The following is a 17,033-nucleotide window of genomic DNA, read 5'->3' as shown; positions in this document are numbered from 1 at the left end:
TCACCGGGATTTACCACTCTCTCTCCTCATCATTTTTCCCGGAGGCGCGCAGCGCCATCCGGGACCGACGGGGGACTCATCGCTTGCCGGAGGGTTTCGTTGGTCCCGGCTCTCCGCCCCGCTTTTGCGGGGCTGCGGCCGGGAAAAATGGGGTTGGTTTGAAGGGGCTGTATTTTGACGAGGCTTGCTCGCAAAGCGTGAGCTTATCCCCGCTGTGCGCCACTTTCCTTCTCCCTTGGGAGAAGGTGCGCGTAGCGCGGATGAGGGGGAATTCTCCTGCGCTCACCGGGATTTACCCCTTACCCTTCCCCTCTCCCAAGGGAGAGGGAAAACGTGCTCTGCGAAAAAATCCAGAAAACTAATCCTCCCCCCTTTTGCGCCATCGCATAATCCTCCCGTTCCCAGGCCATCTTGAGGCCCGGACCGGTTATCCGGGGGTTTGGGGATAGCGGAGCGCATCCGGTTTGGTGGGGTTGACCACCGCCAGACCCGGTGCGGCCGCCGGCAGGACTCGCGGCACAACGATTGACCGCCCTGATCCTGTCGGCTTCGATTCGGGGGCTGGAAGGCAACCCGGGAAATCTTCGCGTGCGGGATGCTTGTCGTGGCTACCGTTATTAAAATCAGCGCTTTATCGGCTCCGGCCGGCATCCCGCACACCCTCTCTGCCCAAAACGCCAGGCGAGCTCGTCGTGGCGCCTTTCGGCATGCGTCAGCCAAGCAGGACGGACAGTCCCGCAATGACGGCGATGGCGGCGAAATTGATCCTCACGCCGGTTTTCATCATCTGCCATTGGGTCACCGCGCCGGAGGCATAGACGATGGCATTGGGTGCCGTGGCGACCGGCAGCATGAAGGCGGTCGAGGCGGCAATCGCGACCGGCACGACGAGATCCTGCGGCGGCACGCCGGCCTCTATCGCGATCACGCCGAGCACCGGCAGGAAAGCGGTGGTGGTGGCGACATTCGAGGTCAGCTCGGTCAGGAAGACGACGAGGGTCACGAAGATCAACAACAGGACCGGGACCGGCAGGTCGGCGAGAAAGCCCATCTGTCCGCCCAGCCAGTCAGCCAGCCCGGTCGAGGACAGGGCCGCCGCGAGTGAGAGGCCGCCGCCGAACAGGATCACGACATTCCAGGGCAGGCGGGCGAGGCCGGCCCAGTCCATCAACATCTCGCCCTTTCGGGTCGTGCGGTCACCGGCCGGAACCAGGAAGGTCGCAAGGGCGCCAAGAATGGCGATCTGCGTGTTGCCGAGCGCCAGGGTGACTGGCATGTCGAGGGCGTTGCCGAGACTGGCGAGAAGCGGGTTCCAACCCCATTGGGTGCCTGGTTGTCCGATCAGCTCGCCGGGCAGTATCCGACCCATCCACAAGATTGCGACCGTGCCGAACAGGGCCGCGACCCGCCATTCCGGTCGGGTCATTGGTCCCAGCTTGGCCAGCTCTGTGCGGACCAGTTCCTTGGCGGCATGGCTGTCGCCGCCGCCTTTCAGATTGAAGGCAAGACGGGTGAGGATGAACCAGGCGATCGGGATCAGGATGATCACCACCGGCAACCCGATTCCCATCCAGGTGGCGAAATCGATCGAGATGTCGAACTCATTTTGCAGATAGCCAATGCCGATGAGGTTGGTCGGCGTGCCGACCGGGGTCGCCATGCCGCCGATCGAGGCCGCATAGGCGACGCCGAGCGCCAGGGCCGGGGCAAAGAATTTCGACGACACGCCTTCGCGTTCGACCTCCTGGGCCACGCGCAGGGCGATCGGGATCATCATCAGCGTTGTGGCGGTGTTGGAAATCCACATCGACAACAGGGCCGAGGCCAGCATGAAGCCGAGAATGAGGGCGGCCGGTCGTCCACCGAAGCCGCTGACAATGTTGAGGGCGATCCGTGTGTGCAGGTTCCAGCGCTCGATCGACAGGGCGACGATGAAGCCGCCCAGGAGCAGCATCACGATCGGGCTGGCATAGGGTGCGGTTGCGGCCCCGGTCGAGGTGATGCCGAGAAAGGGGAAGAGCGCCATCGGGATCAGCGCGGTAGCGGCGATCGGGATGGCTTCGGTGGCCCACCAGCAGGCCATCAGCAGGGCCAGGGATGCCAACATCCAGGCTTCGCGGCTGAGACCGTCGGGCAGCGGCAGGAATTGCAACAGGGCAGCAGTACCGATGCCGGCGAACAGGCCGATGATCTGCGATGTGGATTTGCCGCGCGGGGCGGGCGTCGTGTCAGTGTCTGGCACAGAACGCCTCCCCAGCCGTCTGTTGCAGACCCGTCAGTCTGACGTGCGCCGTCAGGCGTTCGGATCTTCGGCGGAACCGGTTCTCACGAAACGGCGGTCGCAGTAAGGGCATTCGACGAAATCATCCTGGCCCATTTCCAGATAGACGCGGGGATGTCCCAGCGCGCCACCACCGCCGTCGCAGGCCATGCGGTGCTGGTCGGTGACGATTATTTCGGACGGCGGTACGGAATTGGCGGCGTCGGCCATGGACAAGCCCTCATGGACAGGATGAATGACGATCCCTAAGTGTTGAACCTAGTTATGGCCTTTGGCCCTCATCCGTCAATTCCGAGGCGACATGTCCGACAGCTACACCCTCCCCGAATTCGCCCTCGAAGCCACAGGCCTGCGGAAAACCTATCGCGGTTCCAAACTGTCCGAACCGAAGGAAGCGCTGAAAGGGGTCGACCTGAAGGTGCCGCGCGGCTCGATCTTCGGCCTGTTGGGTCCCAACGGAGCCGGCAAGTCGACCTTCATCAATATCTTTGCAGGCCTGGTGAAGAAGACCGGCGGCACGGCGAAAACCTGGGGCATAGACATTGACCAGGACAGTCGCGGCGCCCGGGCGGCGATCGGGGTCGTGCCGCAGGAAATCAACATGGACGTTTTCTTCACGCCTTATGAGGCGCTGGAGCTGATGGCCGGTTTTTACGGCGTGCCCAAGGCCGAGCGAAAGACCGACGAATTGCTCGAAGCCGTGGGACTGTCAGACAAGCGCAATGCCTATGTGCGTCAACTGTCAGGCGGGATGAAGCGGCGCCTGCTGGTGGCCAAGGCCATGGTCCATACCCCGCCCGTCCTTGTTCTCGATGAACCCACCGCCGGCGTCGACATCGAATTGCGGCGGCAGCTTTGGGAGTATGTGCGCGAGCTGCATGCGCGCGGCACGACGATCGTACTGACCACCCACTACCTGGAAGAAGCGCAGGAGCTGTGTGACCAGATCGCCATCATCGATCACGGCCAGGTCATTGCCTGCGAGCCGAAGGAAACCCTGCTCAAGCGCATGGACTCCAAGACGCTGGTGATCGAGCCGGCCGAGGCCCTGACCACTGTTCCCGCCGAACTGGCCGAATATGATGCCGAGATCCGGGACGATGGCGCCCTGGCAATCACCTATCGCTATGGCCAGCAATCAGTGGCCGAGATGATTGAGAAATTCCGCGCCGCCGGTGGCCGGATCGAGGATTTGCGCACCGAAGAGGCCGATCTGGAAGATGTCTTCCTTGCGCTCACCTATAACCGCCAGGATGCCTGACCGGGCCTTGCCTGTCAGCGGGGACACAATCCCGGCCGGTCCCGCCTGGACTGCCCCTTTTTCGGCATGATTTCAGCGCATTCTGACCTCGGCCAAAGGAGGGCCACAGCACACCAACTCATCACACATCAGGCCGGTTCGGAATCAAGCCGGCCGGCATGACACCAGGGAGGCCCGCATGCGTACGCACTTCATCCGCCAGTTTTTCGCCATTTCGGTCAGCGCACCGCTTTTTGTTGCCCTGGCCTGGTTCTTCGGCATCTTCCTACAGCCGCAAGGCGAGACTGGTGCCGGGTTCGCCCTGATCCTGATCCTCGCCAGCGCGATCGCCGCAATCTGGCTTTACGCCTGGCTGATGCGTCCGGGCCGGAAGGTCAATTTCCGCAATCGCGGCGTCGACGGCTTCGATCGTGACTGGGGCGTCGGGATGACCGGCTATTCAACCCACAAGGACGGCCGCCGCCGGCGCGACGATACCGATGGTGATGATCTGGGCGGGCGGCGTAGCGCCGATGACATGGATGATGAGGGCGCTGTCGGATTGAGCTGAGGTTCAGTTCAGGCCTGATAGCTTTCGCCCCGGACTGGTTCCGGGGCGTTTTCATGTCCGGCCCTGTTGACAACAATTTGATGATTAGCTAAATGTCTTGTCATGAGTGATGTTTTCAAAGCCCTGTCCGACCCGACCCGACGCGAAGTCCTGCGGATGCTGAAGTCCGGACCCAAAAGTGCCGGCGAACTGGCCAAAGCCTTTCCGGTGTCGCGGCCCACCATGTCGGCACATTTCAACGCCTTGCGGGCGGCCGGCCTGGTCTCTACCGAAAAAGCCGGCAAGTCGGTCATCTATCATCTCAATGTCTCGGTGCTCGAAGAGGCCCTGCTCGGTTTTGCCGGCGCCTTCGGCCTGGGTTCGCGCCCGGCGCCCGACGCATCGTCCGAAAGAAAGGAATAGCCATGATCACCCGTTCCATCCGCGGCTCGCTGGTTCTGGCCGCCATCCTTCTGGCCTCCGCCTATGGCCTGTCCCTGCTCGCCGATTTCAACTGGGTAGGTCCGGACATGCCGGATCGTGTGACCCAGGTCATGATCGGCCTTATCCTTGTCCTGTTTGGCAATGCCACCGGCAAACGTGAAAAAGACGCGGATCCGGCCGGCGACGGCAAGCCGGCCCTGATGGCGGCGCGCCGCTTCTTCGGCCTGGCCCTTGTTCTCGGTGGCCTCGTCCATGCCGGTGCCTGGTTGCTGGCGCCGCTGGAACTGGCCAACACGGTTTCAATGGTGGCGGTAATCGCTGCACTGGTCGCAGGGCTGGCGCGCGTCGCCTATGCCGTGATCGGGCAACGCGAAACCCCCGGCAAAGGCTGACCGCCGAACGGCGTCGACGCGCTGAAGCCCGAACGCAAAGGCGCGTTGCGCACCTCAACCGCATCGGCTATGGGTTCGCGTTCAACGCACCCATAGCTCAGCTGGATAGAGCGCTGCCCTCCGAAGGCAGAGGTCAGAGGTTCGAATCCTCTTGGGTGCGCCATTTTTCTTATTTCACGGCAACTCGCTGCGCTCGCGCCTCCGATGGGGCGGCCTGACCGGCCGACGCGCGGTCGCGCTTGCGAACCCGTTGGGTTCGAATTGGCGCTTCCACGGTGCGCCATTTTCTCTTTGTTCCCGTTCCGCTCGACCCGAGCCTGATGCCAACTTCGGTGCCGGGGTCGATGCTCACATGGAACGCGCTCAAGGCTGTGGGATTCGAACCTGATCCCTCAAGACGAGCCATTCTTCTTGTTTCGCGACAGTCCGCTGCCCGGACGGATCCGACACGCTGACGACCGGCTGACCCTTGCTGGTCAGCCGGCGATCAGACCATCGATCAGTCGAGGCCCATGACGTTGCGGGCCTGCCAGGTGTCGGCGTATTGCTGGAAGGCGATGGCGCGACCATTCTCGATCGTCCAGACATGGACGAACTGGGCGTCCATGGCCGTGCCGGTGGCGTTGAAAGTGCCGGTATAGCGGCCCATCACGGCGACCCGGTTGCCTTGCGCGATCATGCTCTCGGGCGTGGCGGCGAAGCCGTCCCATCCATTGACGACCGGTCCGATCACACCGGCCAGGACCGCGTCCGGCCCGATATAGGGATTGCCGCCGTCATAGGGATAGTTCTCGGCCTCGTTCCAGACGATTTCCGGATCAAGAAGCGCCGTGAATGCCGGAACATCGCCGACCGCGAATGCGTCATAGATGGCTTGCGCCACGGCAGCCGATTCATCGCTCGCGTCAGAGCTCCGCTCGCCCGGAAAACAGGCCGTTACCGCCAGGGCCGCAATGGCCACAATCATCAGTCTCATATTGGTCTCCCCCCAAAAAATCCAACACAGACAATCACGGCAGGGAGACATTGTCGTCAGTTTTGTGAGTTCCGGTGCCTCAACTCAGGCACCAAAGCCCGGTGCACACCCCGAAAAACACCTGCATGCCCAGGTCCAGCAGACCTGTCAGGACCAGCAAGGGCAGTCCGACATAGAGAAAGGCCAGCCATACCGCCATCAGTGTCGGACGCGGCTCGGCAATGCGGTGACCCATCACGGACTGGGGGCGTTTGGCGAACATGACTGCGTCCTTTTGGCTATGCTTAACTCTCATTAACCGGATTTCCCTAACGCTTCCTGCCATGCAGATTGACCTCGACATCGGACGTCCGACCTGGGACCTGGCCTTGATGGCCCGGCCTGCCGCCTTGCAACAGGACTGGAGCTATGGCGATGCTGTCCGGGCGCTGGGCGGCACAGTCTTGCGCGCCGGACTGGTGGCCGACGGTGTCCTGATCGGTGTTGCGCAATTCACCAGCCGCAAGATTGCCGGCGTGGTCGGCATGGCACTGTGCACGCGCGGCCCGGTCTGGCTGGAGGCGGTGCCACCCGATGCGAAAGCGGCTGCCTGCCGCGCGCTCAAGCGCGGGCTGGGCCTGGATCGTCCGAGAATTGTCCTGTTTTCCCCGGATGAAACCGACCGGTCGGGGATGAAGGGCATGAAGCGCGTGATGACCGGCCATTCGACCGTCCTGCTCGATCTTGATCAATCGCTCGACGCCTTGCGCGCGAGCCTGGACTCAAAGTGGCGCAACAATCTTACAGCCGCGGAGAAGGCGGGCCTGAAGGTGACGGTCAGCGGCACCAAGCCGGCACAGTATCGCTGGCTTCTGGAGACCGAGGAAGGTCAACGCGCGGCCCGTGGCTATCGGTCGACACCGGCGGCGCTGATGCCTGCCTATGTCGAAGCCAAGGGCGACCGCGACACGCTTCTCGTCTTGAGGCTGGACGAAGGCAAGCAGAAACGGGCGGCGATGATGTTCGTTATCCATGGGGCCGCGGCGACCTATCAGATGGGCTGGCTCGATCATGAGAATGCCCCGCGCGGAGCCCATAACCTCCTGCTGTGGCAAGGTATCGAGCAGTTGCGGGCGCGTGGTGTCCGGCAGTTGGATCTGGGCGGCGTGAATACGACCAGTGGTGCCGGGATCGCACGCTTCAAGATCGGTGCCGGCGGTCAGGTGATCACCCTGGCCGGCACCTATCTGTAGACCCTGGCCCGTCAGTCGTTGCGCGGGTTGGCGATGACCCGGCCACTCAGAAGCTGCAAATCCATCCGCGTCGCCGGACCAGACCGGTTCATCTGGAAAACAAACCGGGCCTCGTCATCGTCCGGCAAGCGGAAACGGTGATCTCCGAGCGCTTCCATGGCAACGGCCGGGGCTCCGTCCCGGCTGTACATCAACCGGCCATTCTCGACAGTGAAACTGCGAATGCCATAGCTGCCGGCATAGCGCGCCAGTTGCGCGGCATCGACCGAGGCCGGATTGTCCCTGAGTTGAAGACTTTCCAGCCCCCATTCCAGGCCCAGACGCGCGCTGCCGCCGACATCGCCCTCAAGCAGGGTCGAATAGGCGTCCGCCAAGGCGGTGTCGAGCGCGTCATCGGCGCTGACCGGAATGTCCGGAACGACCCCGGTGGTTTCCCAATTGGTACCGGTGACCGGATTGCGGGCCGACCCGGTCGAGACGAATATGGAAAAGCCTTCATCGACCAGGAAGGTCCCGCCGGGATTGCCGGCGCCGTAGGTTGTTTCACCGATCAAGGTAGCCCGTTCGAGCGCCTGGAGATGGTATGGGAAAGCCTCGCCGGCTGAGCCGGTACGGCCGCTGGTGAGCACGTAAAGAGGAACATCCGGACGAAAGCCGGCCGGGTGCGAGGGCAGTGACCACAGCTGGTTGGGGTATTCGTAGTCGCGTGACACGAAGGTATTGATCAGCGTGTCGCCACCGGGCTCGAGGAAGTGGCTGACCAGGTATTGCACCATTGATGGCGCACCGCCGCCATTCTGGCGGACATCAAAGATCACAGCGTCCGTGCCCGCGATGAATTCCAGCGCAGCGCGGGCGGTCGCCTCGGCGGGTTCGATGGGTGCGAACATGCGCAGGTCAATATAGCCGATATTGCCCGGGAGGATTTCCACGCTGGCAAAGCCGAAATTCTGGCGCCGCAGACCGGCCCAGCGATCACCGTCAGACGGACGCGGGCGGCTCTCGCGCGGGGCATTGGCAGCGGCGACCGCTTCCGGTCCGGCATAGTTGACGCCGAAATGACGATCCTCTTCCGACAGGCGCGCGGTCAGGGCCGCCGCCAAAGCTTCGGCCTCACCGGCGGTATTGAATGCACCATCGGCATTCGCCGTGCGCAGGGAATCCGCGATCTGCACCGCCCGTTCGGCGTCAAAAAATTCGTCTTCGATCACTTGTGCGAGAGCGGTGATAGCCGCTTCGCGCTCGCTCGCGCTGATCGATGTCTGGGCTGCTGTGGCCGCCGAGAATGCGAACACCAAAGCGCTGGAGACCAGGCCTGTTGTGATGTGATTGATCATTTCGGCCCTCCTTTCTGGCCGCGGAGCATCGGCGAAAACCACGCAGACTCAACTTAATTGGGGGTCATCCGGCTGCAATGAAGACGCAGAAAAGCCTTTCCAGATCGGGCGACAACTTCCTAATGTGCGCGCAGCAATCAATTGGGGAGTGGTATGGACGCCATATTCGACCTGATCTTCACGATCAGCGACTTTCTCTGGGGCGGGCAGTGGAACGGGACGCGCATCATCCCAGTCTCCGGACCCATCACCTATATGCTTCTGGGCACAGGCCTCTATTTCATGGTCCGGCTCGGCTTCCGCCCCCTGCGCCGCCTCTTCCCGGCATTTGGCGAGCTCTGGGCCGGCCGCAAATCCACCGGTGAAGGCGAAATTACGCCCTGGCAGGCCCTGTCGACGGCGTTGTCTGGCCAGGTCGGTACCGGCAATCTGGCCGGCGTGGCGACTGCACTCACGCTCGGTGGTCCCGGTGCGATCTTCTGGATGTGGGTCACAGCCATCTTCGGCATGGCTGCCGCCTATGCCGAGTCCAGCCTGGCGGTGCGGTATCGCGAGAAACACCCGGATGGCCATTATCATGGCGGCCCGATGTATTATATCCGCAACGGTCTGGGTAAGGGCTGGGGCTGGCTGGCGATCCTGTTCTGCGCCGGCACCGTGTTGTCGGCCATCGCCACCGGCGGCATGATCCAGGCCAACTCGGTTACCCAAAGTGCCGTGGAAGCCGGCGCCTCGATGGGCGTGACGATCCCGACCTGGGCAGTCGGCCTGGTTCTCTCGGCGCTTGTCTTCATCGTCATCATTGGTGGCATCAAGTCGATCGGTTCGATTGCCGGCAAGATCATCCCCTTCATGGCGCTGGCCTATGTCGGTGCCGCGGTCTTCGTGCTGGTGACCCATCTCGATCACATTCCGGGTGCTTTCGGCACGATCTTCAGCCATGCCTTCGGTCTCGAGCAGGCCGTCGGCGGGGCTGCCGGTTACGGTGTCCTGGCTGCCATCCGAGCCGGTGTGGCCCGGGGCCTGTTCTCGAACGAGGCCGGCCAGGGTTCCGCGCCGATCGCACATGCGGCTGCGCAAACGAAGAACCCGGTCAAACAGGGTGAGATCGCCATGTTGGGCGTGTTCATCGACACCATGGTGATCTGCACCATGACCGCCCTGGTTATCCTGGTTGTCGAGGGCAGTTTCCCGTCCGGCGATGGTGCCACCGTGGCTTACGCCTGGCAGTCGACTTCACTGGAAGCTTCAGCGGTCACCACAGCGGCCTATGCCGAAGGCATGTTCGCCGGGGCCTGGGTCATTCTGGCGGCGCAGGCCTTGTTCGCCTTCACCACCATCATCGGCTGGTCCTACTATGCCGAGCAGTGCATCACCTATCTGGCCGGTGACTGGATCGCCAAGCCGTTCCGGTTCGCCTGGGTCGGTGTGGCCTTCGTCGGCACGTTGATCCTGAATGTCGAGGGTCTGTGGCGTTTCGGTGATATCGCCAATTCGGCGATGCTGATCCCGAACGTGATCGCGCTGATCCTGTTGTCGGGAGCCGTCATCTCGATGACCAAGCGGTTCGACAAGACCGGAGAGCTACCGCCGAACTTCAACGGTGATGACTGGGGTACGACCGGCCCCGCAGATCCCGCGGAGGACGCGCCTGCCAAGGACTGATGTCCTGACAATGAAGAGAGGCCCCGTTTCGGCGGGGCCTTTTTTTTTAGATATGCGCCGTTCGGCGTGTTCCGATCCAGGCGCTCATTCCCAGCCCCGCCACAACGCCAAGCGTATCGGCGACCATATCGCCGATGGACGCGGTCCGACCGGCGTCGCCGGCTGCCTGCAGCCATTCGATCCCGCCACCATAACCGACCAAAAGCAGCAGGCCGATCCAGCGCGGTGCACCAGGCCAGGCGATGCGTGCGAGGACTGCCAGCATCAGGAAAGCCCCGAAATGTTCAAGCTTGTCCGTGCCAAACAGGCGCGGCGGCAAAGCGGTTCCCGGTTGCAGGGCGAGGTCGGTGATGAGCACAATGGCGACCACCAGCAGGATCCTGGCAGCCCAGCGCAGTGTCATGTCTGGACGCGGCGCGCCGGTCTTTCTAGTTTCCGGTGTCATTTTTCGGGACTGAACTTCCATGAGTCTTCTCAACGATATCGACCAGCTGTCGCAGGTCCGCACGGACTGGACACGCGAAACAGCCGGTGAAATCTACCGTGCGCCGTTCAACGATCTCATCTTTGCGGCGCAATCCGTGCACAGGCAATGCCATCCGGCCAATCAGGTGCAGACCAGCCAGCTATTGTCGATCAAGACAGGTGGCTGTGCCGAGGACTGCGGCTATTGCAATCAGTCGGCCCATTTCGACACCGGGCTAAAAGCCTCCAAGCTGATGCCGCTCGATGATGTCCTTGATGCGGCGAAGAAGGCAAAAGACGGTGGCGCGACGCGTTTCTGCATGGGTGCCGCTTGGCGCGAGCTGAAAACCCGCGATGAAGACGTGATCTGCGACATGATCAGCGGCGTGAAATCAATGGGCATGGAAACCTGCGTCACGCTGGGCATGCTGACCGACAGCCAGGCCAACAAGCTGCGCGAAGCCGGCCTCGACTACTACAATCACAATCTGGATACGGCGCCGGAAGATTATGGCCGCGTCATCTCGACCCGGACCTATCAGGACCGCATCGATACGCTCTCACGCGTTCGTGGTGCCGGCATCCATGTCTGCACCGGTGGCATTGTCGGCATGGGTGAGGACGAGGCGGCGCGGATCGGCCTTTTGACCGAGCTGGCCTCGATGGATCCGCATCCGGAAAGCGTGCCGATCAATCATCTTGTCGCGGTGCCCAATACGCCGCTGGGGGACAGCAAGCCGCTCGATGGAATCGAGTTTGTCCGCACGATCGCGACGGCCCGCATCCTGATGCCGCGCTCGATGGTCCGCCTGTCGGCCGGTCGTGAAGGCATGAGCCGCGAGCTTCAGGCGCTGTGCTTCCTGGCCGGCGCCAATTCGATCTTCGTCGGTGAGGAACTTCTGACCACGCCCAATCCGGAACAGAATGAAGACTTCGATCTGTTCAAATCCCTGGGTATCGAACCGATGCGCCTGGGCGAAACCGGAACGGTACCGGCGGAATAAAACGGAACGGGAGGGCGCTGGTCATGGAAAGAATTGGTGCAGAGGCGGCGCTCCTTCGCCTGTCCGGTTGGCAGGTCGTGAACGACCGCGATGCGATCCGCAAGGTCTTCGAGTTCGGTGACTTCAACGAGGCCTGGGGCTTCATGAGCCGCGTGGCCGTGAAGGCCGAGGCGTTGGACCATCATCCCGAATGGTTCAATGTCTGGAACAAGGTGGATGTGACCCTGGCGACCCACGACGCGGATGGCGTCACCGAGCTGGATGTCAAACTGGCCGGTTTCATGGATATGATTGCAGACCGGTGAGCCGCATCAGTCTCCGTGGATGATGATCATCCCGATCAGGAGTTCGGCACCTTCCTGCCCCAGCGTGATGTCGGTCGCTTCCTGCAGGATCTGCGCGATGCGGTCAGCGTCCGGGACTTCGCCATAGCGGTAGTGCATGCCGGTATAGATGGTCAGGGCCGACAGGTAGGCATTACGCAGCCGCGGCATGTACATTTCGACCCGCCGACGCAGCCGGTTGTCGGAAATTTCCAGCCCGGCCTCGATCTGCAACAGGCCCTGTGCGCGATGATTGGCCTGGACCGTGGCGGTCATCGGCGGCAACGGCATATAGGTTTCCGACGATGTGATCATCCGATGCCGGTTTTCGTCCGACGCGTCCTGTGCAGGCGGGCTGGGCGCCTCACTGGTTGACGCGGCGGCAGCCAGTCCAGGACTGGCGAGCAACGCGCCAAGCAGGGCGCAGAAGGAGGCGGCGAGCTGTTTCATACCCCCTCTGTAACGGTTCGCGGTAAAGGAAGCGTTCCTGTGGCCGCTTCTGCTTGTTGGTCACTCCGACCGGGTAATCATTTGATGGTGTGCACGACCATCGGTTCGCTTCGGTCTGCCATCAGCGCCAGGTATTGCGGTTCGGCAAGCGGCTTCATCGCGCAATGGAGGAACCAGGCGCCCACACTTGAACGGACCGGCGTCAGTATCCCCTGCCAGTGGCTCACATGATGATCGAATTCGGCCGTCCAGACCGCATCGATTGCCGTTACCTTGCCGTTGAAGGCCCCGCGACCGATTGATGCAAGCATGAGCGCCTCATCGATGCGGCCGGCCTGTTGGCGAACCCGCTGCCCGACCTCGATGCTCCGAAAATGCGGATGTTCGCGAAACCCCCGGGACAGGGCCACATAGCGGATGTCGTCACCATCCGGCTGGACCAGGCAGGTCACATGCGGGCTGAACTGGATTGTTGTTATCAGGCCGTCGAACAGGCCGCGATTGCCGGGTTTATGGATAAGGGCGCGGATCGCACTCGCGACATCCGGTCTCGGCAGGACAGTGCCCGCCTCGATGCGCGATACCTGCGGCTGGCTGATGCCCAGATGAGCGGCCAGGTCTTGCTGATTGACCCCTGTCCGCGCCCGGTAGGAACGCAAGGCCTTGCCCCAATCCAAGAACGCCCCCGTCCGACAGCAAATCCACTCCAAAAATCACCTGTAAATGCCGAACCCGCCGAGGCAAGGCAAAAAACCAGCTTGGTGTGAGCTGGAACACAGGCCCTTTTTGGCCTGATGTGCCAGCGTCCCGCGGAATGGCGCAGGGCAACGTATCCTGTGTCAGGTGAGGAACCCAGGCGGTCGGTCAGCATGCCCGGCTCCCTGGTCTAGCGGTTGAGCGTGTCGATGAAGTCCGTATTGCTGGTCGAGGATTGCGAAGACGATATTGGATTGGTTGAGCAGGCGTTCCGCCGATATTCCGGCGCAGTGCGGCTTGAGACAGTGCGATCCGGCGAGGCTGCCCTGGATCTGCTGCGGTGCCGGCTCATTGGTGAGCGGCCCAAGCTGCCGGTGTGCATCCTGCTTGATATGTGCATGGCGCAGGGCAATGGGATCTGGCTCCTGCGCGGTCTGGAAGACACGCCGGCACTACGCGACATCCCGGTGATGGTGATGAGCGAGACCGGTGACATGCTGGGACCGGCGCGGGTATTCGGCAATGTCGTGGGGGCGGTCCAGAAACCGGCTCGTCAGCACGAATTCCGAAAACTGGTCGAAGACCTGGCCCGCATCGCTGGCGCCATGCCGCAATCGGTAGGGTGATGGGAGCAGCGTTAACTGGGTCGCCGTCGGCCATGGCGCTCTTGATCGACAGTCTCGCGATGCCAAGGTTTTACAGGTCGATCCAGGGTCGGTCCTGCAAGGGCTTCCGGCAATACGGCGCGTCGGTCGGCCTGTCGTGGGCGTCCGCAAAGTGGACTGCTGTGAGTTCACGAGAATGGTGGAGCCGAGCGGGATCGAACCGCTGACCTCGTCATTGCGAACGACGCGCTCTCCCAACTGAGCTACGGCCCCGAACCAATGTGGCGATCGGTACTTTTCCGGAACTGTGCTGTCAAGCATCCGCGTCTGGACCCGTATGCAGGTTGCAGGCTAGAAGCAAACGCAACGCTCAAGCATGAGGAAGGACGCCCATGTCCCCGATCGACGGCCTGATCATCTACATCATCCATCCGCTGTTGAATTTGCTGTGGTTTGTCGTCCTGGCGGGCGTCATTCTGAGTTGGCTGATCAGCTTCAACGTGGTGAACACCAGCAATCAGTTCGTGGCTCTGGTTTGGCGGATGACAAGTGCGATCACCGAACCGCTGCTCGCGCCGATCCGTCGCGTCCTGCCGCCACTTGGCGGAATGGATTTCTCACCGATCGTGCTGCTTTTGTTGATCGGTTTCGTCCAGGGCTACGTGCTGGTGGAGCTGGCGCGGATCTTCTGATCGGCCATGATTTCCGTGTCATCAGACGCCATTGCGGTTCAGGTCAGACTGGCCCCTGGCGCCTCTCGCGACTGTCTGGCCGGGTCACAAGCGGATGCCGCGGAACGACATTACCTCGTTGCCCGGGTCCGCGCGATTCCGGAAAAGGGCAAGGCCAATGCGGCGCTGATTGCGCTGCTGGCTCGGCAATTGGGTATTCCCAAGCGCGACATCGATGTGATACGCGGCGCGACATCGCGCATGAAGACAGTCCGCATCTCGGCCAACGGGCCTGAGCAAGACCGGATTGTCGCCCAGCTGGAGGCCTTCGCGGATGAGCGCACACCTGATTGACGGCAAGGCCATCGCGGCCGAAATCGATGCCCGGGCTGGCGAAGTCGGAGCCAAGCTCGCCAGCTCGCTTGGCCGGCCGCCCTGCCTGGCAGTCGTCCTTGTGGGCGAGGACCCGGCCAGCGACGTCTATGTCCGCAACAAGGTTCGCCGCACCGAGGCCGCCGGGCTGACTTCCATAGAGATTCGCAAATCTGCGGAAGCGACCGAGGCCGAGATCATCGCCATTGTCGAACGCCTGAATGCCGATGACGGCGTGGATGGCATTCTCGTCCAGATGCCCCTGCCGGGCCATATCGACACCAATCGCGTCATCGGTCGCATCGATCCGGACAAGGATGTCGACGGTCTGACCGAGGTGAGCGCCGGCCGGTTGGTCCTGGGCAAGCCGGGCCTGCGGCCCTGCACCCCGGCGGGCTGCGTCCTGCTGGCCGAGCGTGCCCTGGGCGATCTGTCCGGCAAATCCGTCGTGGTGATCGGGCGTTCAATACTTGTTGGCAAACCGGCTGCGCTGTTGTTTCTCGAGAAGAACGCCACCGTCACCATTGCCCACTCCCGCACCGCAGATCTGCCGAGCCTGTGCCGCACCGCCGACATTCTGGTGCCAGCCGTAGGTCGCCCGGAAATGGTGCGTGGCGATTGGGTGAAACCGGGGGCTTGTGTCCTTGATGTCGGAATCAACCGCATCGATGCGCCAGAACGCGGAGCAGGCAAGACCCGCCTGGTCGGCGACGCGGCTTTCGATGAAATTGTCGGCCATGCAGGTTGGATCACGCCGGTTCCCGGCGGCATCGGGCCCATGACCATCGCCATGTTGCTTAAAAATACCGTTATCGCTGCCGCACTTAGAGCGAAACAACCGGCCTTGGCCGACTTTTGAGCCGACTTACTCGATTTTGTAAACGGTTCGATAACGCAACCTGCATAGAATATGAGTCAGGGAGAGCTCCATGAACAACCAGCCACTACACGTTTTGCATGTCGAGGACGACTTCGCGGATGCGATGCTCGTTCAGCACGCGGTTTGCGAAGCGGGCGATCTGGACATCTCCTTTGAGGTCGCGCGCACGCTCAAGGATGCCAAGCGCTGTCTGGCCCGCGGTCAATATGACCTCATCCTGCTCGATCTTCGCCTGCCTGATTCCGTGCATCCGACCGATACGCTGGAAACCGCACAGTCCTGCGCCGGCGATACGCCGCTGATGATCCTGTCGGGCTCCATGACGATCGATGCCGACCACCTGCCGGACAGCATTTCCCGGATGGACAAGAATGCGAGCTTTCGAAGCAAGAAGGGCGAGATCCCGACTCATCTCGCGCATATGCTGCGTGAAGCAGCTGAATCGGCGGATATCCAGACCATCTGACTGAGGTCGGATGCGAATTGACGCCAAAGCTTGCTTTTTTCTTGTTCCAGCCTGAACCGCCACTACCTTCGCCCTTCCAATTGGCGAAAGGGAGAGCGCAATGGGTCAGACCGACGAGATTGACTACGAGATTGGTGGCGAAGACATCCAGTATGTCGAGATCGAACTCGATCCGGGCGAAAGCGTGGTGTCCGAAGCGGGCGCCATGATGTTCAAGGCGCCCAGCATCACCATGGAAGCGGTGTTTGGCGACGGGTCGCAGAAGAACCAGGGTGTCTGGGGCGCGCTGGCCGGCGCGGGCAAGCGCCTTCTCACCGGCGAGAGCCTGTTCATGACCGTGTTCACCCATGGTGGACAAGGCAAGGCCAAGGTGGCGTTCGCGGCGCCCTATCCGGGAACCATCATTCCTGTCCACCTGCCCGATCTCGGCGGTGAGCTGATCTGCCAGAAAGACAGCTTCCTGGCTGCCGCCAAAGGCGTTTCGGTCGGGATTGCATTACAGAAACGCATCATGACGGGCCTGTTTGGTGGTGAGGGATTCATCATGCAGCGCCTGGAGGGCGATGGCTGGGTCTTCGTCCATGCGGGTGGCACCCTGATCGAACGCGAATTGGCCGCGGGTGAGGAACTCCATGTCGATACCGGGTGTGTGGTCGCCTACACGCCGGACGTTGATTTCGAGATTGAGCGCGCCGGCAATATCAAATCCATGATCTTCGGCGGCGAAGGCGTTTTCTTTGCGCGCCTGCGCGGGCCAGGAAAGGTCTGGATCCAGTCCATGCCCTTCTCCCGCCTGGCCGGTCGGATCCTGGCCAATGTCCCGGTAACCGGATCCGGTCAGGGCGAAGGCTCGGTGCTGGGGCCACTGGGCTCAATCATGCGTGGGAATTAGAACAGCCTGAGATTCAACATGTCGGGCGGCCGGTGTCGCCCGACATAAACTATGCAGTTGACAGTCATTCGCATTCGCGGGAATAATAGTTT

At 62.1% G+C, this 17,033-nt stretch carries 22 protein-coding genes and 2 tRNA genes; 15 read left to right on the top strand and 9 right to left on the bottom strand.

Going from position 1 to position 17,033, the window contains the following annotated elements; all coding sequences use genetic code 11:
* Positions 1 to 712 precede the first annotated feature (712 nt).
* Positions 713 to 2,242, bottom strand: a complete 1,530-nt coding sequence (locus MMAR10_RS00370) for an SLC13 family permease (protein WP_011642012.1) — start codon at positions 2,240 to 2,242, stop codon at positions 713 to 715.
* Between the two features lie 51 nt (positions 2,243 to 2,293).
* Complete coding sequence (locus MMAR10_RS00365) at positions 2,294 to 2,491, bottom strand: zinc-finger domain-containing protein (protein ID WP_011642011.1); 198 nt, start codon at positions 2,489 to 2,491, stop codon at positions 2,294 to 2,296.
* 91 nt (positions 2,492 to 2,582) lie between these two features.
* On the opposite strand from MMAR10_RS00365, the gene MMAR10_RS00360 reads away from it, so the two are divergent.
* From MMAR10_RS00360 to MMAR10_RS00340, 5 genes are all read left to right on the top strand, one after another.
* On the top strand, positions 2,583 to 3,542 hold the full coding sequence (locus MMAR10_RS00360) for an ABC transporter ATP-binding protein (protein WP_011642010.1): 960 nt from the start codon (positions 2,583 to 2,585) through the stop codon (positions 3,540 to 3,542).
* Between the two features lie 178 nt (positions 3,543 to 3,720).
* Complete coding sequence (locus MMAR10_RS00355; RefSeq protein ID WP_011642009.1) at positions 3,721 to 4,092, top strand: hypothetical protein; 372 nt, start codon at positions 3,721 to 3,723, stop codon at positions 4,090 to 4,092.
* A gap of 102 nt (positions 4,093 to 4,194) precedes the next feature.
* The gene (locus MMAR10_RS00350) at positions 4,195 to 4,494 is read left to right on the top strand and encodes an autorepressor SdpR family transcription factor (protein WP_011642008.1); all 300 of its coding nucleotides are present in this window, start codon (positions 4,195 to 4,197) and stop codon (positions 4,492 to 4,494) included.
* A gap of 2 nt (positions 4,495 to 4,496) precedes the next feature.
* On the top strand, positions 4,497 to 4,907 hold the full coding sequence (locus MMAR10_RS00345; RefSeq protein WP_011642007.1) for a hypothetical protein: 411 nt from the start codon (positions 4,497 to 4,499) through the stop codon (positions 4,905 to 4,907).
* Between the two features lie 86 nt (positions 4,908 to 4,993).
* Positions 4,994 to 5,070, top strand: a tRNA-Arg gene (locus MMAR10_RS00340).
* 336 nt (positions 5,071 to 5,406) lie between these two features.
* On the opposite strand, the gene MMAR10_RS00335 is transcribed toward MMAR10_RS00340, so the two are convergent.
* Positions 5,407 to 5,883: a nuclear transport factor 2 family protein gene (locus MMAR10_RS00335; RefSeq protein ID WP_011642006.1), complete on the bottom strand. Its 477-nt coding sequence runs from the start codon at positions 5,881 to 5,883 to the stop codon at positions 5,407 to 5,409.
* A gap of 79 nt (positions 5,884 to 5,962) precedes the next feature.
* A complete protein-coding gene (locus tag MMAR10_RS00330) occupies positions 5,963 to 6,145 on the bottom strand; it encodes a hypothetical protein (protein ID WP_041636655.1) in 183 nt (60 codons plus the stop codon).
* Positions 6,146 to 6,206: 61 nt separating this feature from the next.
* Between MMAR10_RS00330 and MMAR10_RS00325 the strand changes: the two genes are divergently transcribed.
* Positions 6,207 to 7,115 carry a GNAT family N-acetyltransferase gene (locus MMAR10_RS00325; protein WP_041636654.1) on the top strand — a complete coding sequence of 303 codons (909 nt, stop codon included), beginning with the start codon at positions 6,207 to 6,209 and terminating at the stop codon, positions 7,113 to 7,115.
* Between the two features lie 11 nt (positions 7,116 to 7,126).
* On the opposite strand, the gene MMAR10_RS15870 is transcribed toward MMAR10_RS00325, so the two are convergent.
* Complete coding sequence (locus MMAR10_RS15870) at positions 7,127 to 8,452, bottom strand: S41 family peptidase (protein WP_011642004.1); 1,326 nt, start codon at positions 8,450 to 8,452, stop codon at positions 7,127 to 7,129.
* A gap of 153 nt (positions 8,453 to 8,605) precedes the next feature.
* Between MMAR10_RS15870 and MMAR10_RS00315 the strand changes: the two genes are divergently transcribed.
* The gene (locus tag MMAR10_RS00315) at positions 8,606 to 10,117 is read left to right on the top strand and encodes an alanine/glycine:cation symporter family protein (protein ID WP_011642003.1); all 1,512 of its coding nucleotides are present in this window, start codon (positions 8,606 to 8,608) and stop codon (positions 10,115 to 10,117) included.
* A gap of 46 nt (positions 10,118 to 10,163) precedes the next feature.
* Here the strand turns inward: MMAR10_RS00315 and MMAR10_RS15865 are convergent, their stop codons facing one another.
* A complete protein-coding gene (locus MMAR10_RS15865) occupies positions 10,164 to 10,520 on the bottom strand; it encodes a VanZ family protein (protein ID WP_011642002.1) in 357 nt (118 codons plus the stop codon).
* 61 nt (positions 10,521 to 10,581) lie between these two features.
* Here MMAR10_RS15865 and bioB point away from each other — a divergent pair, with 61 nt between their 5' ends.
* Both bioB and MMAR10_RS00300 read left to right on the top strand, forming a co-directional pair.
* On the top strand, positions 10,582 to 11,586 hold the full coding sequence (gene bioB / locus MMAR10_RS00305; protein ID WP_011642001.1) for a biotin synthase BioB: 1,005 nt from the start codon (positions 10,582 to 10,584) through the stop codon (positions 11,584 to 11,586).
* A gap of 23 nt (positions 11,587 to 11,609) precedes the next feature.
* The gene (locus tag MMAR10_RS00300) at positions 11,610 to 11,891 is read left to right on the top strand and encodes a 4a-hydroxytetrahydrobiopterin dehydratase (RefSeq protein ID WP_011642000.1); all 282 of its coding nucleotides are present in this window, start codon (positions 11,610 to 11,612) and stop codon (positions 11,889 to 11,891) included.
* 6 nt (positions 11,892 to 11,897) lie between these two features.
* Here MMAR10_RS00300 and MMAR10_RS00295 read toward each other — a convergent pair whose 3' ends face one another.
* A complete protein-coding gene (locus MMAR10_RS00295; RefSeq protein ID WP_011641999.1) occupies positions 11,898 to 12,359 on the bottom strand; it encodes a flagellar basal body-associated FliL family protein in 462 nt (153 codons plus the stop codon).
* Positions 12,360 to 12,436: 77 nt separating this feature from the next.
* Complete coding sequence (locus MMAR10_RS00290) at positions 12,437 to 13,036, bottom strand: helix-turn-helix domain-containing protein (protein ID WP_011641998.1); 600 nt, start codon at positions 13,034 to 13,036, stop codon at positions 12,437 to 12,439.
* Positions 13,037 to 13,264: 228 nt separating this feature from the next.
* On the opposite strand from MMAR10_RS00290, the gene MMAR10_RS00285 reads away from it, so the two are divergent.
* Positions 13,265 to 13,681, top strand: coding sequence for a response regulator (locus tag MMAR10_RS00285; protein ID WP_011641997.1), 417 nt, complete (start codon positions 13,265 to 13,267; stop codon positions 13,679 to 13,681).
* Positions 13,682 to 13,857: 176 nt separating this feature from the next.
* On the opposite strand, the gene MMAR10_RS00280 is transcribed toward MMAR10_RS00285, so the two are convergent.
* A tRNA-Ala gene (locus MMAR10_RS00280) sits at positions 13,858 to 13,933 on the bottom strand.
* A 119-nt stretch (positions 13,934 to 14,052) separates the two neighbouring features.
* Here MMAR10_RS00280 and MMAR10_RS00275 point away from each other — a divergent pair.
* From MMAR10_RS00275 to MMAR10_RS00255, 5 genes are all read left to right on the top strand, one after another.
* Positions 14,053 to 14,352, top strand: a complete 300-nt coding sequence (locus MMAR10_RS00275) for a YggT family protein (RefSeq protein ID WP_011641996.1) — start codon at positions 14,053 to 14,055, stop codon at positions 14,350 to 14,352.
* A 6-nt stretch (positions 14,353 to 14,358) separates the two neighbouring features.
* The gene (locus tag MMAR10_RS00270; RefSeq protein WP_011641995.1) at positions 14,359 to 14,685 is read left to right on the top strand and encodes a DUF167 family protein; all 327 of its coding nucleotides are present in this window, start codon (positions 14,359 to 14,361) and stop codon (positions 14,683 to 14,685) included.
* Complete coding sequence (gene folD / locus MMAR10_RS00265) at positions 14,666 to 15,562, top strand: bifunctional methylenetetrahydrofolate dehydrogenase/methenyltetrahydrofolate cyclohydrolase FolD (RefSeq protein WP_011641994.1); 897 nt, start codon at positions 14,666 to 14,668, stop codon at positions 15,560 to 15,562. The genes MMAR10_RS00270 and folD overlap by 20 nt, the downstream gene beginning before the upstream one ends.
* Positions 15,563 to 15,632: 70 nt before the next feature.
* Complete coding sequence (locus MMAR10_RS00260) at positions 15,633 to 16,049, top strand: response regulator (RefSeq protein WP_011641993.1); 417 nt, start codon at positions 15,633 to 15,635, stop codon at positions 16,047 to 16,049.
* A 100-nt stretch (positions 16,050 to 16,149) separates the two neighbouring features.
* A complete protein-coding gene (locus tag MMAR10_RS00255) occupies positions 16,150 to 16,941 on the top strand; it encodes a TIGR00266 family protein (RefSeq protein ID WP_011641992.1) in 792 nt (263 codons plus the stop codon).
* Positions 16,942 to 17,033: the final 92 nt, after the last annotated feature.

Origin of the sequence: Maricaulis maris MCS10 (assembly GCF_000014745.1) — a bacterium.
Taxonomy (GTDB): domain Bacteria; phylum Pseudomonadota; class Alphaproteobacteria; order Caulobacterales; family Maricaulaceae; genus Maricaulis; species Maricaulis maris_A.
This window is presented reverse-complemented; position numbering and strand designations above follow the sequence as displayed.

Coding starts and splice junctions, on each gene's coding strand:
- MMAR10_RS00335 (WP_011642006.1), bottom strand. CDS start 5,883: ATGAGACTGATGATTGTGGCCATTGCGGCCCTGGCGGTAACGGCCTGT.
- MMAR10_RS00365 (WP_011642011.1), bottom strand. CDS start 2,491: ATGGCCGACGCCGCCAATTCCGTACCGCCGTCCGAAATAATCGTCACC.
- MMAR10_RS00330 (WP_041636655.1), bottom strand. CDS start 6,145: ATGTTCGCCAAACGCCCCCAGTCCGTGATGGGTCACCGCATTGCCGAG.
- MMAR10_RS00355 (WP_011642009.1), top strand. CDS start 3,721: ATGCGTACGCACTTCATCCGCCAGTTTTTCGCCATTTCGGTCAGCGCA.
- MMAR10_RS00345 (WP_011642007.1), top strand. CDS start 4,497: ATGATCACCCGTTCCATCCGCGGCTCGCTGGTTCTGGCCGCCATCCTT.
- MMAR10_RS15865 (WP_011642002.1), bottom strand. CDS start 10,520: ATGACACTGCGCTGGGCTGCCAGGATCCTGCTGGTGGTCGCCATTGTG.
- MMAR10_RS00255 (WP_011641992.1), top strand. CDS start 16,150: ATGGGTCAGACCGACGAGATTGACTACGAGATTGGTGGCGAAGACATC.
- MMAR10_RS00270 (WP_011641995.1), top strand. CDS start 14,359: ATGATTTCCGTGTCATCAGACGCCATTGCGGTTCAGGTCAGACTGGCC.
- MMAR10_RS00260 (WP_011641993.1), top strand. CDS start 15,633: ATGAACAACCAGCCACTACACGTTTTGCATGTCGAGGACGACTTCGCG.
- bioB (WP_011642001.1), top strand. CDS start 10,582: ATGAGTCTTCTCAACGATATCGACCAGCTGTCGCAGGTCCGCACGGAC.
- MMAR10_RS00360 (WP_011642010.1), top strand. CDS start 2,583: ATGTCCGACAGCTACACCCTCCCCGAATTCGCCCTCGAAGCCACAGGC.
- MMAR10_RS00325 (WP_041636654.1), top strand. CDS start 6,207: ATGCAGATTGACCTCGACATCGGACGTCCGACCTGGGACCTGGCCTTG.
- MMAR10_RS00295 (WP_011641999.1), bottom strand. CDS start 12,359: ATGAAACAGCTCGCCGCCTCCTTCTGCGCCCTGCTTGGCGCGTTGCTC.
- MMAR10_RS00285 (WP_011641997.1), top strand. CDS start 13,265: ATGAAGTCCGTATTGCTGGTCGAGGATTGCGAAGACGATATTGGATTG.
- folD (WP_011641994.1), top strand. CDS start 14,666: ATGAGCGCACACCTGATTGACGGCAAGGCCATCGCGGCCGAAATCGAT.
- MMAR10_RS00300 (WP_011642000.1), top strand. CDS start 11,610: ATGGAAAGAATTGGTGCAGAGGCGGCGCTCCTTCGCCTGTCCGGTTGG.
- MMAR10_RS00350 (WP_011642008.1), top strand. CDS start 4,195: ATGAGTGATGTTTTCAAAGCCCTGTCCGACCCGACCCGACGCGAAGTC.
- MMAR10_RS00275 (WP_011641996.1), top strand. CDS start 14,053: ATGTCCCCGATCGACGGCCTGATCATCTACATCATCCATCCGCTGTTG.
- MMAR10_RS00315 (WP_011642003.1), top strand. CDS start 8,606: ATGGACGCCATATTCGACCTGATCTTCACGATCAGCGACTTTCTCTGG.
- MMAR10_RS15870 (WP_011642004.1), bottom strand. CDS start 8,452: ATGATCAATCACATCACAACAGGCCTGGTCTCCAGCGCTTTGGTGTTC.